This is a genomic window from Xanthomonas codiaei, from assembly GCF_002939785.1.
In the GTDB taxonomy this organism is placed as follows: domain Bacteria; phylum Pseudomonadota; class Gammaproteobacteria; order Xanthomonadales; family Xanthomonadaceae; genus Xanthomonas; species Xanthomonas codiaei.
On record NZ_MDEC01000002.1, the window covers coordinates 139,751 to 154,741 of the forward strand.

Below are 14,991 nucleotides of genomic sequence, written 5' to 3' on the forward strand. Positions count from 1 at the left end.
TCGCGCCATGCGTCTGTCTTGCGGCGTCACCGGACGAGGCCACTGAACAGGGCGCGATAGATGGGCAGGCGCCTACAAGGTCTCCGGCCAACAACCGCGCACGCCCGATGGCGGCGCGGTTGTCCAATCCGCGTTTACTTGGACAATTCCAACATCGCCGACGACACCCAGCCACGATTACCCATCTCGTCTTCGACTTCCCACATCACGCCTTCCTTGGTGCCGGTGGGATACAGCATCATTCCCGGTTCCAGTGTGCGGACCGCTGCGCCGGTACCCTTGGCATTGGCCAGCAGGCGCCCCGCGCGCGTCACGGTGACTGCCTGCTGCGCGTTGGACGCAGCCGCGTTGCCGGACAGGCCGCCAAGCTGGCTGACGATGTCGGTATAGGCCTGCAGATACGCCAAGGTGATCACCTGGCCAATCTCGGTATTGGCATAACCGCCGGCGCCGGCTGCGCCGTAGTCGCCACTACTGAACACGTTGCCACGCGCGCCCCAGCCGAGGTCGGTCTTTTTTGCATTGCCTTCGGCCATGGCGACCTGTTCGGACGAGCGCACATCGGTGATGGTCAAGACAACGTCGGCGGTCTTCTTGCTGAGATTCAGGCCACCGACCAGATTGCCTGCATTGCCACCTACCAACCCGCCCAGCATTCCGGCAATCGCACTGCCGCCGGCATTGCGATTCTGCGAAATGAGATCAGGCGTCATGACGTAATCGGCCGCGCGAATCTGGCCCTTGCCGATATTGGAACGCGCGCGCAGGTCACCGTTGGCGGCCATCTCGCGCTCGCGCTGCGATGCGGCCATGCCTGCGCCCCGGTCCACCAGGGTGAAGCAGCGCGAACGGTTGACGAAGACCTTGATCAACTTGGAGGGTGCCGGCAACTGCTGACCGGACCACCAGTTGACCGCATCTTCCGGCTCGATCACCGACAGGCTACCCAGTGGCTTGGCGCACACCGGAATCTGCGCAACAGCCTCTTTACGCTGGTCCTGCGCGGATCCCTTGAAGGCATCCTTGAAACCGGCCGATGCGGGAGCGCTGACACCGGCCAACGCGATACCCAGCAGGCCGGAAAGCACAGCCGCGTTCACAGAAAAAGTCTTGTTCATTTTATTCCCCTAACACCTGCGCTGCCGTCGACAAACGCGATCCGTTGGTGATGAAAGGCCTGCAAAGGCCACCGTTCCTTGGGGCTTCTTCCCCGGGAGCGGATCATATGCTATCCGCGTGGGCTTTTCATCGCTGCCAGGTAGCAGTGCCGCACACCGTTGATGAAACGGACTGGTGCGCAGGACGCTCCACGCCGTATCGCAGGCGACGGGCATGATGCTGGGTATGTTCACGCCGCGCAGCAGTGAGCGCAGGCACCTTTGCTGAACCTAGTCCCTCCTTCACTCCCCCAGGCCCTCCATGCTCCGACCGCGCGCGTTGTCTGCTGCCCTGCTGCTTTCTTTCACCGGGTTGTCGATGCCCGCCCTGGCGGCGGATCAATGCGACTCGAGCCGGCTGGGGCGCACGCCGCCGGCGGTGAATTTTCGTGTCGATAACGACCTGCTCGGGGGCGAAGACCAGGACCAGGGATACTCCAACGGGGCGATGCTGACCCTGGTGTCGCCCAACCTGGTGGACTACACCGACGACCCCTGCCTGCCGCGCACCGCGCGCTGGGTGAACAGTTATCTGGAACGCCTGCATCCGGGCGAGTTCGACCAGCAGAACATGGTGTTCTCGATCGGCCAGGCGATCTTCACCCCGACCGACTACACCCGTCGCGACGTGATCCCGGACGACCGCCCGTACGCCGGCATCCTGTTGGCCAGCTTCGGCTACAACGCGCGTAACGATGCACACCTGCGAACCACCCAGTTGCAGCTTGGCGTGGTCGGCCCGTGGGCTTTTGCGCAGGAAGCGCAGGATGCGATCCACGACATCCTGGGCGACGAGAAATTCCAGGGCTGGGACAACCAGTTGCATAACGAACCTGTGATCAACCTGGTCCACGAGCGCATGCGCCGCTGGCCATCCGATGCCAGCGGCAATGCCGGCGGCTTTGGTTGGGACTTCATTTCCCATTGGGGCGGGGCGGTGGGCAACATGGCCACGCATCTGAATGCAGGTGGCGAAGCGCGCTTTGGCTGGAAACTCCCCGATGACTTCGGCAGCACCCCGACGCGCCCAGCCGGCGAAAACACCGCGCCCAGCCGCCTGGGCCGTGCCAGCGGCTGGTCGGGGCATCTGTTCGTGGCCACCGACGCACGCTGGGTGCTGCGCGACATCACCCTGGACGGCAACACCTTCCGCAACAGCCACAGCGTGGACAAGCGCCCGTTCGTGGGCGATGTCGGTTACGGCCTGGCCATCATGTACGGCCGCTGGAAATTCGCCCTGGCCCGCTACCACCGCACCCGTGAATTCGAGACCCAGCGCGAGACGCCGGTGTATGGGAGTTTCACCATCAGCCGGATGCTTTGAGGGCTGGGATTGGGGATTCGGGATTGGGGATTCGCAAGAGCGGGCTGTTGGGGCCTTGCAGCTGCAGTGGCTGTTGCGAATCCCCAATGCCCAATCCCCAATCCCCACCAATAAAAAGCCGGCTTTCGCCGGCTTTTTATTGAATCGTTACGATTGCTGCCGCATCCAGATGATCAGCTTCCGGATAACGACATATGTCCGAGCTGGGACTGGAGATCGAGATTGAGGCATTGATCAAAACGGGCGGCCAGGCGCGGCACCCGCTCTTGCTGTTACAAATCCCGACTCCCCAATCCCCAATCCCCGCCAACGAAAAGCCGGCTTTCGCCGGCTTTTCGTTGGCATCACTCCGATTCCCACCACATCCAGAACGCATCCCAGAGGCGTTTGAAGAACCCGCCCTCCTCGACCGCGTTGATGGCCACCAGCGGAGCCTGGGCGATGAGCTTGCCGTCCAGGCTGACCTTCACGGTGCCGACCTGCTGGCCCTGCTTGATCGGCGCCTGCAGGTTCTTGGCCACTTCCATGCTGGGCTTGAGGTCGTCGTAGCGGCCGCGCTGCAGGCTGACCAGCAACGGCTGGGCCACGCCCAACTGCACTTCGTCCTGCGCACCCTTCCAGACCTTCTGCTTGGTCACCACCTTGCCCGGTGCATACAGGCTGTGGGTCTCGAAGAAGCGGAAGCCCCAGTTGAGCAGCGCCAGGCTGTCGTCGGCGCGCTGGCGCTCGGAGCTGTCGCCCATGACCACCGCGACCAGGCGCTGGTCGCCACGTTTGGCCGAGCTCAGCAGGCAGTAGCCGGCCTCGGAAGTGTGGCCGGTCTTGATGCCATCCACGGCCGGGTCGCGCCACAACAGCAGATTGCGGTTGTTCTGCTTGATGTTGCCGACCTGGAATTCCTTGATCTTGTTGTAGGCGTAGGTTTCCGGGTAATCGCGCACCATCGCGCGGCCCAGCAGGGCCAGATCGTAGGCGGTGGAATGGTGGCCTTCGGCGCTCAGGCCATGCGCGTTGACGAAGTAGGAGTTCTTCATGCCGATCTTGGCGGCATAGCTGTTCATCAGCGAGGCGAAGGCTTCTTCGCTGCCGGCCACATGCTCGGCCAGCGCGATCGCTGCGTCATTGCCGGACTGGATCGCCATGCCCTTTTCCATGTCTTCCAAACGCGCGGTCTGGTTGACCGGGAACCCGCTGTAGCTGCCATCGGTGCCGGCGCCACCTTCGCGCCAGGCGCGTTCGCTCATCATGACCTGGTCGTCGCGGGTGACCTTGCCGTTCTTGATCTCGGCGGCCACCACGTAGGAGGTCATCACCTTGGTGATCGAGGCCGGTGCCAGTTGCTGGTGGATATTCTCACCGGCCAATACCTGCCCGGTGGCGTAGTCCATCAGGATCCAGGACTTGGACACGGCCGGCGCGGGCGCGGGCGGAACCGGCAAGGCAGCCGGGGCAGCAGGCGCGGCGGGCGTCGGCTGCGGCGCGGGCGTCTGGGCGCAGACCAGGCCGAAGGCGAACGTGGCCACGGCAGCGGCGGCGAAGCGGAATTTCATTGAAGAACGACTCCTGACGGGCCCGAAGGCTGGGTAATCGGAAATTGTAAAGGGCTGCAGCAATGAGGGCGACGCATCAGACCACGTAGGCGCCCGCGCAGTTCAGCGATGACTGCAGGCCGCGCGCCGCCCCGGCCTGGGGCGGCGATCCCACAGAGCGGTTGGCTCACCCACTCGCAAGCGATGACGGAGTGGATGCAGGGGCAGTTGTCGGTTTCAAGCTGGCCCGCCAGTGACCTGGCAGGCCCGGCCGCCATGCTCAATTGGCAACGATCTGCGGGCGCCCGAAGCCCAGACCGGCAATGCGCTGCGCGATTTCGGACGCGTTGGCGTGATCACGTGCATTGACGCGCAGGCGCCACAAGGTCCGCCCACCGCTGACGATATCGCTGACACTGGCTCCGGCGATGCCGGCCGATGCCAGCTGCGACAGCGCGCGGTTGGCATTTTCGCGGCTGGCGAAACTGGCAACCTGCAACAGGATGTCGCCCAGCGCGGATTCGGCGGCGCTGGGCGCCCTGGCCGGAATCGGATCGACCTTGACCGGCCGTGCAGGCGCGCGCTCGGGCGCCTTGACCACCGCGACGGCGACCGGTGCAGCCGCCGCCGGGCGCGGTGCGGTGGCGGCCGGCTTGCCGGTGGCCACACGCACGCCCTGCGATTTCATCCAGGCATCGAAATTGTCGGCATTGCCCGGCTGGCGCGAATCGGCCACGCGATAGCGCCACCGTTCGCCGGCCGGGATGACCACAGCGCCATTCGAGGTGGCGACAGGCGCGGCAACCGCCGTAGCCGCACGCGGCGGCACGGTGCGGGTGGGCAGGCGCTGCACCAGACCATCGATCTGGCTGCTGCCCGCAACAGGCCGCGCCGTAGCGACGGCCGTGGAGGCCGGCTGGTCGCTGCGGCGCTTGGCCAGCAGGTTGCCGTTATCGGCTTCGGTCAGTCCACGCACTTCGACATTGCCGGTGCCCTTGCCGGTGATCCCCAGCTTGACCGCAGCGGCGTAGCTCAGATCGATCACGCGTCCGTCGTGGAACGGACCACGGTCGTTGACCCGCACCACCACCGAATCGCCGGTGTCGGTATTGGTGACCAGTGCAAAGCTCGGCAGCGGCAGGGTCTTGTGCGCGGCTGTGAAGGCGTACATGTCGTAGACCTCCTTGTTGGAGGTGAGCCGGCCGTGGAACTTGCTGCCGTAATACGAGGCAGTGCCGCGTTCGACATAGTCGCCGGGGCTGTCCATCACCACGTAGCGCTTGCCCAGCACCTCATACGGCGAGCGGTTGCCCACCGCCGAGCGCGGCTCGTTGGTGACCAGGGGTTCGGGAATGCAGGCCACGTTGGGCACGTGGTCCGGGGTGCTGTCCTTGACGCCGGGTTTGTACAGGCCGCCGGCGGTGTAATCGCCGCGTGTAGACGGGTCCTCCTTGGCTGCCGCGTACGGCGACGTGGAAGGGCATCCGGTCGCGACGTAGGCCGGCCCCTTGCCGTCGACCTTGACGCCCTTGATGGCACCGCTGCCGGTGCTGCCGGCACCTTTCTTCGGTGCGCTGCTGCAGGCCGCCAGGCCCAGCATCAGCGCCATCGGGATCAGCCACTTGGGACCTGTCATGCTGTTCATGCCGGTGGTAACTCCTTGCCGGCGATGGCCTCGGACAGCTGGAACACGGCCATCGCATACATCTTGGAAATGTTGTAGCGGGTGATTGCGTAGAAGTTCTGGAAGCCCAGCCAGTACTGCTTGCCGTTGGCGTCGTCCAGGCTGATCGGGGTGGCGGTGCTGCCGGCCACCACCGGCGCGCTGGGGTGGTAGCCGCGCGCGGACAGATCGGCCAGCGTGTACACCGGCGACCAGTCGGTGGGATTGAATTCCTCGTGGCCGGCGGCCAGCGTGGCCGGCACCGCCACCTGCCCGTCGCGCACCCAGCCGCCCTTCTTGACGAAGTAATTGGCGATCGAGGCGAACACGTCGTTGTAGTCGGTGAACAGGTTGCGCTTGCCGTCGGCATCGCCATCGACACCGAACTGGCGGTAGCTCGATGGCATGAACTGGCCCATGCCCATCGCACCGGCGTAGCTGCCGATCAGCGCGGTGACATCGAGCTGCTCTTCCTTGCCGAGCGCGAACAATTGACTAAGTTCATCGCGGAAAAACAGCTCGCGCCGCACCTCGCGTTCCAGCTTGGCCGGGTCGCCGCTACGTGGATAACGGAACGCCAGCGTGTAGAGCGCATCCAGCACGCGGTATTTGCCTGCGTTGGTGCCGTAGCTGGTTTCCACCCCGATGATGGCCACGATCACCTGTGCCGGCACGCCGGTGGCAGCCTCCACCTTGCTCAACTCGGCACGGTGTTGCGCCAGGAACTTGCGCCCGCCATCGATGCGCGCCTGGGTGATGAACATCGGCCGGTATTCGTTCCACGGCTTGACCCGTTCGGCCGGACGCGACATCGCGGTGACGATGGCGTCCTTGAACTGTGCCTGCGCCAGGGTCGCCTCGATCTGCGCCGCATCGATGCCGTACCTGGTGGCGGTGTCGCGCACGAAGTTGGCGCGGGCGATCTCGAACGGCACCGGGGTCAGATCCACTGGCGGCAAGGCGGGCGCCTCGGCAGCAGCACTGGCGGGCGTCGCGGACGCGACAGGGGGAGCGGGCGGCTTGGCCGGGGGCGCACTGGCGGCCGGCGGCGGGGACGGAGGGCTGGGCTGGGTCGCGCAGGCGACAAGGCCGAGGGTGAGCAGGCAGGTCAGAGTGCGTCGAATCATCGGCCGAGGGTAACAGACATCAGATGAACTTCTGGCAATAAGGCCATGAAACGCAAAGACTTTGGATCAAGTCAAGAGGTGGTGCAGCAAATTCGGGATTCGGGATTCGGGATTCGGGATTCGGGATTCGGGATTCGGGATTCGGGATTCGGGATTCGGGATTTTGCAACTGCGCCGCATTGGCGGTGCAGCGCTGCGCGGTAGCCACCGGTCCGGCGCGGCCGTTGGAGGGCCGCGCCGGGTGCTTCACAGTGCCGGGAAGCGGGGCGCGCCCGAGCAGGTGGGAATGGCGCCGCTGACCTGCACCGGGCCGGTGGTGACGCCGGTGCCGGTGGGCGTCACCGCGCTGTTGCTGAGTCCGATCTGCGCATTGCTCGCGGTGACCGTGGCCGGCGCGCTTCCAATGGCCACATTGGCCAGCACCAGATCCAGCGGCGTCTGCGCGTCGTAGCCGCGCAGGATCCACCCCTTGCCGCCGGCGTCGTTGCTGCTGCGCAAGCCGTCCACCACGATCGCGCTGAAGGTCGGCTTGGTGCCGCTGTTGCCGCTGGCATAGAACGGGTTGATCACCACCGGACTGGTCACGCCGTACAGGCAGGTATTGCGATAGGTGACCTGGCTGACCGAGCCGCCCTTGACGATGCTGGTCTTGATGCGCAGGCCGTTGTTGTCGGTGCTGCGGTTGCCTGCATCGTCGGTGGACACCAGCGCGTTGCTGTCCACCAGCACGTTGCTGACGCCGAACATCACCTCGCTACCGATCGAGATGCCATGGGTGCCGTAGCAACGGCTATTGCGCACGGTGATGTTGGCCGATTTGGAGGCGATGGTCTTGATCGCCACGCAGTCGTCGCCGCCCATCACGTCGCTGTCGTGGATGGTGGCGTTGACCACGCTGTCCAGATCCAGGCCGTCGGTATTGGGGCTGCTGGCCGGCGATTTCACCCGCACGCCCCAGATGGTGAGGCCATTGACGCTATGCGAGAAGAAATGGAAGTAGGCCGCATTGATCAGATTGATGTCGTAGAGCGTGAACTCGCTGGAATTCTGCACCTTGATCAGGTCCGGGCTGTTCTGCACCTGGCCGACCTTCTTGGCGTTCTCGCCGAACTCCCACCAGGTGGTGCTCTTGCCCAGCATGGTCTGATCGCCGCGCCCATCGATGGTGCCCTGGCGACCGCCGGTGCGGATGCCCATGACGCCTGCATTGTTGCCCTTGACGCTGATCAACGGCGTGCAGGCACCGCTCTTGGAACCGGCAGTGCCGCAACCGGTGCCGTAGTCGGCCGGGTTGCGCGAGCCGTACAGGGTGACGCCCTGGTCGATGACCAGGGTGACGTTGGCCGGGATGAACAACGGCCCGGTCAGAAAGGCATTGCCGCTGCCGCTGGTCAACAGCACGCTTCCATTCTTGCAGGCGTTGAGCGCGGCCTGGATGGCCGTGGTATCGGGGGGCGCGCTTTCCAGCGCGGCGTCGAATTGCCGTCCGGCCGGCGTGTGGCTGGCCTTCAAGGGCGGCTGGCAACTGGCGGGAATCGACGGTTGCGCGACAGGGCGGCTATCGCCGTTGGCGAAGGTGACGGCGCCGGCCTGTGCGCAAAGCGACAGACAGACACCGCCGATGGCAGCGTTGAGCAGTTTCATGGAAGAGATCACCCGAATGAGGAATGGCGCGGGCCAGTGCAGGCAACGCGACGCGGCCGCCAGCACTGCAGCGGCGTGGCGCACTCTACGCAGCGCCGCGCCGGTCTGGGGTGGACGCGCGAACCCGGCGCCGCATCAACGAAGCCGGCCTGCGCCGGGGTGTCGTGGTTGCAATGCACTGCGCAAAACCACCACGCACTCCAAAGATTGTCAGCGTTTGACATAGGCGAGTCGCACACGCACACGCGCACGCTGCCGCATCGGGTGCGCGCGTGACGCTTGGCGCGCAACGCGACCCTAAGGATCGTGCCAGGCGCAATCGCGTCAGTAGCCGTGTACCGGTCGGTGCGACTTCACTGCCATCACCAGCCCCAGGCCCGCCAGCAACGACACTGCCGAGGTGCCGCCGTAACTCAGCAGCGGCATCGGCACGCCCACCACCGGCAGCAGGCCGGAAATCATGCCGCCGTTGACCAGCACGTAGACGAAGAACGCCAGGCCGGTGGCGCCGGCAATCAGGCGCGAATAGGTGTCGCGCGCCTGCGAGGCGATCCACAGGCAGCGGCCGATCACGATCAGATACAGCATCAGCACGATGGCCACGCCGATCCAGCCGAATTCCTCGCTCAGCACCGAGAACGCAAAGTCGGTGGTCTGCTCGGGGATGAAGTTCAGATGCGATTGCGAGCCCAGCCCCCAACCCTTGCCATCCAGTCCGCCGGAGCCAATGGCGATCTTGGACTGGATGATGTTCCAGCCGGCACCGAGCGCATCGCTTTCAGGGTTGAGGAACATCATGATGCGGTCCTTCTGGTACGGGCGCAGCAGCCAGAACCAGGCCACCGGCGCGGCAGCAGATATCCCGCCGATGCCCACCGCCACCCACCACCACGGCAGGCCGGCCAGCAGCAGCACGAACACCCCGCTGGCGGCGATCAGCACACCGGTGCCGAAGTCCGGCTGCAGCATGATCAGGGCGGTCGGCACGCCGATGATCATGCCAGTCACCAGCACGGTGGAGATCCGTGGCGGCAACGGCATGCGATGCAGATACCAGGCCGCCATCATCGGCAGGCTGATCTTCAGCAGCTCCGCCGGCTGCAGATAGAACACCTTCAGGTCCAGCCACTGGCGGCCGTACTTGCCGGTGCCCAGCACGAAGACCGCCAGCAGCGGCAGCATCGACAGGCCGTAGATCCACGGCGTCCACGCGCGCAGCCGGAGCACCGACATGCGCGAGATCGCCCACATTGCGCCCGTACCGATGACAAAGCGCACGCCCTGCGCCATCACCAGATGATCGCCCTCGGCGGCGCCGCCGGCGCTCTTGAGCACCGACAGGCCGATCACCATCAACGCGCCCAGCGCCAGGCACAGCACCCAGTCCAGGCTGCGCGTGAAGCGCGCGACCATGTCCACCAGCCAGCGCAGGATGTCACTCAATGGTCGGTCTCCTGCACCGCATCCGGCACGTCCGGCACCACCGGCTGCGCCGGGGTATTCGGATCCAGCGCCACGGCGGTCTGGCCGATCACCACCGGCAGGTCTTCCAGCGAGGCGGCCGCCGCATCGCCGGCCTGGCGCGCGTCGGTGGCGCCGGCGTCGAACTGGTTGATGCCCACCGCGGTCATGCCCAGTTCGCTGTCCAGCGGCTCCAGGCCGGCGGGCATCTTGCCCAGCAGCCAGGCATCGAAGATCTTGCGTGCGATCGGCGCCGCCGAACTGGTGCCGAAGCCGCCGCCCTCCACCGCCACCGCCACCGCGATGACCGGGTTGTCGGCCGGCGCAAAGCCGACGAACAGGCCGCGGTGACGCAGGTGCAGCGGCAGGCTGCGCGGGTCCACCGCCGCCACGCCCTTGCGGCTGACCACCTGCGCGGTACCGGTCTTGCCGGCCATCTGGTACGGCGCGCCCGGCGTGATCGCATAGCCGGTGCCACCCGGACGCATGGTGTCCATCATGCCTTCGCGCACCACCTGCAGGTGCGCCGGGTTCGGGCTGATCGGCTTGCCCGGCGGCTGGATCATCGGCTGCCAGGGATGGTCGAAGCCGGTGCGCTGCTCCAGCACCAGGTGCGGGCGCAGCAGCAGCCCGCCGGCGATGGCCGATACGCCGCGGACCAGCTGCAGCGGGGTGACCTTCCAGTCGCCCTGCCCGATCGCGATATTGACCGTGTCGCCGGGATACCAGCGCTCCTTGCGGGTTTTGTATTTGTAGGCGGGCGACGGCAGGATGCCGCCGATTTCGCCGAGCAGGTCCACCCCGGTGGGCTGACCGAAGCCGTAGTCGGCCATGTAGCGGTCGAAGCGCTCGATGCCCATGTCCACCGCCAGGCGGTAGTAATAGGTATTGACCGACTGGGCGATGGATTTGCGCAGATCGGTCCAGCCATGCCCGCCGCGATGCGAATCGCCCCAGCCGCGGCTGACCCCGGGCAGGTAGAACATGCCGGTGGACAGCACCCGGTCCTCGGGCCGCCGCAGGCCGCTGTCCAGCCCGGCCAGCGCGATCAGCGGCTTGAGCGTGGAGCCCGGCGCCACGCCACCGAGCACCAGCCGGTTGAACTGCGGCCGCGACGGGTTGTCGTTGAGCATCTTGAAGTCGGTATGCGAGATGCCGTTGACGAACAGGTTGGGGTCGTAGCTGGGCAGGCTGACCATGCCCAGGATCTCGCCGGTGCGCGGGTCCATCGCGATCGCCGCACCTTCGTGCTCGCCGAAGGCCGCCACCATCGCGCGCTGCAGATCGGCGTCCACCGACAGCCGCAGATCGGCGCCGGATTGCGGCGCCACTCGCCCCACGGTGCGGATCGCCCGCCCCTGCACGTTGGTCTCGACCTGTTCGTAGCCGACCTGGCCGCGCAGGTCCTGCTCGTAGTAGCGTTCCAGCCCGGACTTGCCCATGTGGGTGAGCGCGGCATTGCCCTCGCCCAGCACCGCCAGGTCTTTTTCGTCGATACGGCCGACATAGCCGACGATGTGCGCGAACAACGGCCCGAACGGATAGCGCCGGGTCAGGTACGGCTCCAGCTCCACGCCGGGAAAGCGCCAGCGCTCCACTGCAAAGCGCGCCATTTCCTCATCGCTCATGCGCAGCTTGAGCGTCACCGGCAGGAAGCGGCGGCGCGCCTTGCGTTCGCGATTGAAGCGCTCCAGGTCCTCCGGCGCGATCGGGATCACCTTGCCCAGCGCGGCCAGCATGGCATCCATGTCGGCAACCTTGTCCGGGGTCACGTCCAGGCGGAAGGCCGGTACGTTCTCGGCCAGCAGCCGGCCGGTGCGGTCGTAGATCATGCCGCGCCCGGGCACCACCGGCTTGGGCTTGATGCGGTTGGCTTCCGAGCGGGTGGCGTAGACCTCGTGGTCGAGCACCTGCAGCTTGAAGTACCAGCCGCCCAGGCCGACCAGGCAGATCACCACCATCACGAAACCCAGCACCGCGCGGCGGCGGAACTGCTCGGCCTCGGCATGCGGGTTCTTGGGCTGGCGACGGCCGTGCATGACCTACTTCTTGCTCCGCTTGCCCAGCCGTACCGCGTCCAGCAACACGAACAACGGCGGCCACAGCGCCATGCCCAGCAGCGGCGCCCACCAGTAGCTCCACGGCAGGGTCGGCTCGCCGACCGCCAGATGCACCGCAGAGGACACGATCCGGTCATTCAGCAACAGCCCGCCGATCGCCAGCGCCTGCTGCGACACCGGGAAAAAGCGCAGCCGCGCGCGGAAGCGCTGCAGGATGAAGGTCATGATCACCAGCCGCAGCGCCTGCTCGCCAAGCAGCCCGCCATACAGCAGGTCGGCCAGCACCCCGGCCACGAAGGCGATGCCCAGGCCCACCCGGTCCGGTTCCTCGATCACCCAATAGGCCAGCACCAGCGCCAGCCAGTAAGGCCGCAGCGGCTGCACCACCGCCGGCAGCGGCAGCAACCCCAGCAGCAGCGCGATGAAGATGCTGACCGGCAGGATCCAGGTGTTGCGCATGCGGGTCATCGGTCCGTCTCCTGCGGAGCCGGACGGGATTGGGGATTGGGGATTGGGGATTGGTTGGAAGCAGCGCCCTGTGGCGGAGCCGGACGGGAATCGGGATTGGGGCCGTTGGATGCGGTCGATGCGGGACGCCGGGCGGGCGTGCTGGCAGGGCGGCCGGACGCTGGCGCACTGGACGGCTGCGCGCCGGGCGCGGCAGGTGTCGCTGCGGACCGTGCAGGCGCCGAGGTACCGGTGCCCGATGCCGCGGCGGCCGTCGGGCGCGCGGTATCAGTCGCTGCGTTGGAAACACCGCCCGCAGGCGTGCGCGGTGTTGCAGTCACCGTCGCGCCGGCCGCCGCCGCGACGCTGTTGCTGTTGCTGTTGCCGTTACCAATCCCAACTCCCGAATCCCCAATCCCGACCCCAGGCACCACCCGCAACGGCTTCCCCGCGCGCAGCAGCAGCACGTCGCGGCCACGATCGAGCTTGGCTGCCGGGGTCAGTTCGCCGACCAGGAAGGCGTGGGTGTCGTCGGGGTGCAGTTCGGACACCTTGCCGACCGGGAAGCCGGCCGGGAAGCGGCCGCCCAGGCCGGAGGTGACGATCTCATCGCCCACCTGCACGCCGGCGCTGAGCGGGATATCGCGCAGTTCCAGGCGATCGCCGCGGCCGTAGACGATCAGGCGCACGCCGTTGCGCGCCACGCTGACCGGCACCGCGTGGTCGGGGTCGGTGAGCAGCAGCACGGTCGAATGCAGCGGGGTCACTTCGATCACCTGGCCCATCAGCCCGCCAGCATCGATCACCGCCTGGCCCAGCAGCACGCCATCGCGGCTGCCGGCATCCAGCAGCAGGCGCTGGCGGGTGGGGTCCAGGTCGATGTCCAGGATCGGTGCCAGCTGCACGTCCAGGCCACGGCGTTCGGCCACGTTGAGCAGCTCGCGCAGCTGCGCGTTGTCCAGCGCGGCGGTCTGCAGCCGGGTCAGCCGCGCATTGGCCACCAGCAACTGGTTGCGCAGCTCGCGCGTTTCTTCCACCAGCTGCGCATGGGTGGCGGCGTTGTCGCGCACCTGCGAGCCGATCCGCCCCGGCAACCCGGCCACCGCCCAGATCGGCTGGATCAGCAGGTTGGCCTGCGACCGCAGCTGGCTCAGCCAGCCGCCGCGGCTATCGAGCGCGATCAGCACCACCGCCAGCACCAGATAGACCAGCAGCCGCAGCGTGGAGGTGACTTCGCCCGGACGGGAGGCGACGGGTGGGCCGGCGTAGGAGGGCACGTTCAGGGCCGGGATTGGGGAATCGGAATTGGGGATTCGGGGAGCGGTTGGCTGGCCCCGAGACGAATGCGGCTAACACGTGAATCAGCGGAACTGCGGAGCAGTCCTACCGGGCCGTAGGCAGGAACCGCTTTTGCGAATCCCGAACGCCGACTCCCGAATCCCGAACGCCTCACTCCGGCGCGAAGAACTCGTTGCCATGCATGTCCACCAGCTCCAGCGCGCGGCCGCCGCCGCGGGCCACGCAGGTGAGCGGGTCGTCGGCCACCTGCACGTGCAGGCCGGTTTCCTCGGAGATCAGGCGGTCCAGGTCGCGCAGCAGCGCGCCGCCACCGGTGAGCACGATGCCGCGCTCGGCCACGTCGGCGCACAGCTCCGGCGGGGTCTGCTCCAGCGCCAGCTTGACCGCCGAGACGATGCCGGACAACGGCTCGTGCAGCGCTTCGAGCACTTCGTTGGAGTTGATCTTGATCATCTTCGGCACGCCCTCGGCAAGGTTGCGGCCGGAGATTTCCATCTCCTGCACCTCGTCCTGCGGGTAGGCGCAGCCGATCTGCAGCTTGATGCGCTCGGCGGTGGCTTCGCCGATCAGCATGCCGTGGTTGCGGCGCACGTAGTTGGTGATCGATTCGTCGAAGCGGTCGCCGCCCACGCGCACCGACTGAGAGTAGACGATGCCGTTGAGCGAGATCACCGCCACTTCGGTGGTGCCACCGCCGATGTCGATGACCATCGAACCGCGCGCCTCGGTCACCGGCATGCCGGCGCCGATCGCTGCGGCCATGGGTTCTTCGATCAGGTACACATCGCGCGCACCGGCCTCTTCCGCCGATTCCTTGATCGCACAGCGCTCCACCTGGGTGGAACCGGCCGGCACGCAGACCAGCACGCGCGGGCTGGGACGCAGCACGCGCGACTTGTGCACCTTCTTGATGAAGTGCTTCAGCATTGCCTCGGTGTAGGTGAAGTCGGCGATCACGCCGTCCTTCATCGGGCGGATGGTGGTGATGTGGCCGGGGGTACGGCCGAGCATCTGTTTGGCCTCGGCGCCGACCGCGGCCACCGAACGCGTACCGCCGATCGCACGGTCCTGACGCACCGCCACCACCGATGGCTCGTTCAGCACGATGCCCTGCCCGCGCACGTAGATCAGCGTATTGGCCGTGCCCAGATCGATGGACAGGTCGTTGGAGAACATGCCGCGCAGTTTCTTGAACATCGAGGGAGTTGTTCCTGGATAAGTCGCGTGCCCTGCCGCCAGCGTGGCGAAATTTTGGGCAGAAAACGAAGTCGGCTAGCCTA

Annotated in this window: 11 protein-coding genes; 1 reads left to right on the forward strand and 10 read right to left on the reverse strand. The window is 66.5% G+C overall.

Annotated elements, in window-relative coordinates:
* Nucleotides 1-134 precede the first annotated feature (134 nt).
* The gene (locus tag XcodCFBP4690_RS01950) at nucleotides 135-1,118 is read right to left on the reverse strand and encodes a CsgG/HfaB family protein (protein WP_104539388.1); all 984 of its coding nucleotides are present in this window, start codon (nucleotides 1,116-1,118) and stop codon (nucleotides 135-137) included.
* A 301-nt stretch (nucleotides 1,119-1,419) separates the two neighbouring features.
* Between XcodCFBP4690_RS01950 and XcodCFBP4690_RS01955 the strand changes: the two genes are divergently transcribed.
* Complete coding sequence (locus XcodCFBP4690_RS01955; RefSeq protein WP_104539389.1) at nucleotides 1,420-2,481, forward strand: lipid A deacylase LpxR family protein; 1,062 nt, start codon at nucleotides 1,420-1,422, stop codon at nucleotides 2,479-2,481.
* 344 nt (nucleotides 2,482-2,825) lie between these two features.
* Here XcodCFBP4690_RS01955 and XcodCFBP4690_RS01960 read toward each other — a convergent pair whose 3' ends face one another.
* The 9 genes from XcodCFBP4690_RS01960 to XcodCFBP4690_RS02005 all read right to left on the reverse strand — a co-directional run bounded on the left by XcodCFBP4690_RS01960 (nucleotide 2,826) and on the right by XcodCFBP4690_RS02005 (nucleotide 14,908).
* Complete coding sequence (locus XcodCFBP4690_RS01960; protein ID WP_104539390.1) at nucleotides 2,826-4,031, reverse strand: D-alanyl-D-alanine carboxypeptidase family protein; 1,206 nt, start codon at nucleotides 4,029-4,031, stop codon at nucleotides 2,826-2,828.
* 259 nt (nucleotides 4,032-4,290) lie between these two features.
* Nucleotides 4,291-5,655: a septal ring lytic transglycosylase RlpA family protein gene (locus XcodCFBP4690_RS01965; RefSeq protein WP_104539391.1), complete on the reverse strand. Its 1,365-nt coding sequence runs from the start codon at nucleotides 5,653-5,655 to the stop codon at nucleotides 4,291-4,293.
* A complete protein-coding gene (gene mltB / locus XcodCFBP4690_RS01970; RefSeq protein ID WP_104539392.1) occupies nucleotides 5,652-6,800 on the reverse strand; it encodes a lytic murein transglycosylase B in 1,149 nt (382 codons plus the stop codon). The genes XcodCFBP4690_RS01965 and mltB overlap by 4 nt, the downstream gene beginning before the upstream one ends.
* A 246-nt stretch (nucleotides 6,801-7,046) precedes the next feature.
* On the reverse strand, nucleotides 7,047-8,444 hold the full coding sequence (locus XcodCFBP4690_RS01980; protein WP_104539393.1) for a glycoside hydrolase family 28 protein: 1,398 nt from the start codon (nucleotides 8,442-8,444) through the stop codon (nucleotides 7,047-7,049).
* 324 nt (nucleotides 8,445-8,768) lie between these two features.
* On the reverse strand, nucleotides 8,769-9,887 hold the full coding sequence (gene rodA / locus XcodCFBP4690_RS01985; protein WP_104539394.1) for a rod shape-determining protein RodA: 1,119 nt from the start codon (nucleotides 9,885-9,887) through the stop codon (nucleotides 8,769-8,771).
* Nucleotides 9,884-11,944, reverse strand: a complete 2,061-nt coding sequence (gene mrdA, locus XcodCFBP4690_RS01990) for a penicillin-binding protein 2 (protein WP_104539395.1) — start codon at nucleotides 11,942-11,944, stop codon at nucleotides 9,884-9,886. Before mrdA ends, rodA begins: the two co-directional genes overlap by 4 nt.
* 3 nt (nucleotides 11,945-11,947) lie before the next feature.
* Nucleotides 11,948-12,433, reverse strand: a complete 486-nt coding sequence (gene mreD, locus XcodCFBP4690_RS01995) for a rod shape-determining protein MreD (protein WP_104539396.1) — start codon at nucleotides 12,431-12,433, stop codon at nucleotides 11,948-11,950.
* Nucleotides 12,430-13,689, reverse strand: a complete 1,260-nt coding sequence (mreC, locus tag XcodCFBP4690_RS02000; protein ID WP_104539397.1) for a rod shape-determining protein MreC — start codon at nucleotides 13,687-13,689, stop codon at nucleotides 12,430-12,432. The genes mreD and mreC overlap by 4 nt, the downstream gene beginning before the upstream one ends.
* Nucleotides 13,690-13,861: 172 nt before the next feature.
* Nucleotides 13,862-14,908, reverse strand: a complete 1,047-nt coding sequence (locus tag XcodCFBP4690_RS02005) for a rod shape-determining protein (RefSeq protein ID WP_104539398.1) — start codon at nucleotides 14,906-14,908, stop codon at nucleotides 13,862-13,864.
* Nucleotides 14,909-14,991 lie beyond the last annotated feature (83 nt).

What these genes read in the sequence shown, in the direction of transcription:
- XcodCFBP4690_RS01950 (WP_104539388.1), bottom strand. Translation starts at nt 1,118, where the DNA reads ATGAACAAGACTTTTTCTGTGAACGCGGCTGTGCTTTCCGGCCTGCTG.
- XcodCFBP4690_RS01955 (WP_104539389.1), top strand. Translation starts at nt 1,420, where the DNA reads ATGCTCCGACCGCGCGCGTTGTCTGCTGCCCTGCTGCTTTCTTTCACC.
- XcodCFBP4690_RS01960 (WP_104539390.1), bottom strand. Translation starts at nt 4,031, where the DNA reads ATGAAATTCCGCTTCGCCGCCGCTGCCGTGGCCACGTTCGCCTTCGGC.
- XcodCFBP4690_RS01965 (WP_104539391.1), bottom strand. Translation starts at nt 5,655, where the DNA reads ATGAACAGCATGACAGGTCCCAAGTGGCTGATCCCGATGGCGCTGATG.
- mltB (WP_104539392.1), bottom strand. Translation starts at nt 6,800, where the DNA reads ATGATTCGACGCACTCTGACCTGCCTGCTCACCCTCGGCCTTGTCGCC.
- XcodCFBP4690_RS01980 (WP_104539393.1), bottom strand. Translation starts at nt 8,444, where the DNA reads ATGAAACTGCTCAACGCTGCCATCGGCGGTGTCTGTCTGTCGCTTTGC.
- mrdA (WP_104539395.1), bottom strand. Translation starts at nt 11,944, where the DNA reads ATGCACGGCCGTCGCCAGCCCAAGAACCCGCATGCCGAGGCCGAGCAG.
- mreD (WP_104539396.1), bottom strand. Translation starts at nt 12,433, where the DNA reads ATGACCCGCATGCGCAACACCTGGATCCTGCCGGTCAGCATCTTCATC.
- XcodCFBP4690_RS02005 (WP_104539398.1), bottom strand. Translation starts at nt 14,908, where the DNA reads ATGTTCAAGAAACTGCGCGGCATGTTCTCCAACGACCTGTCCATCGAT.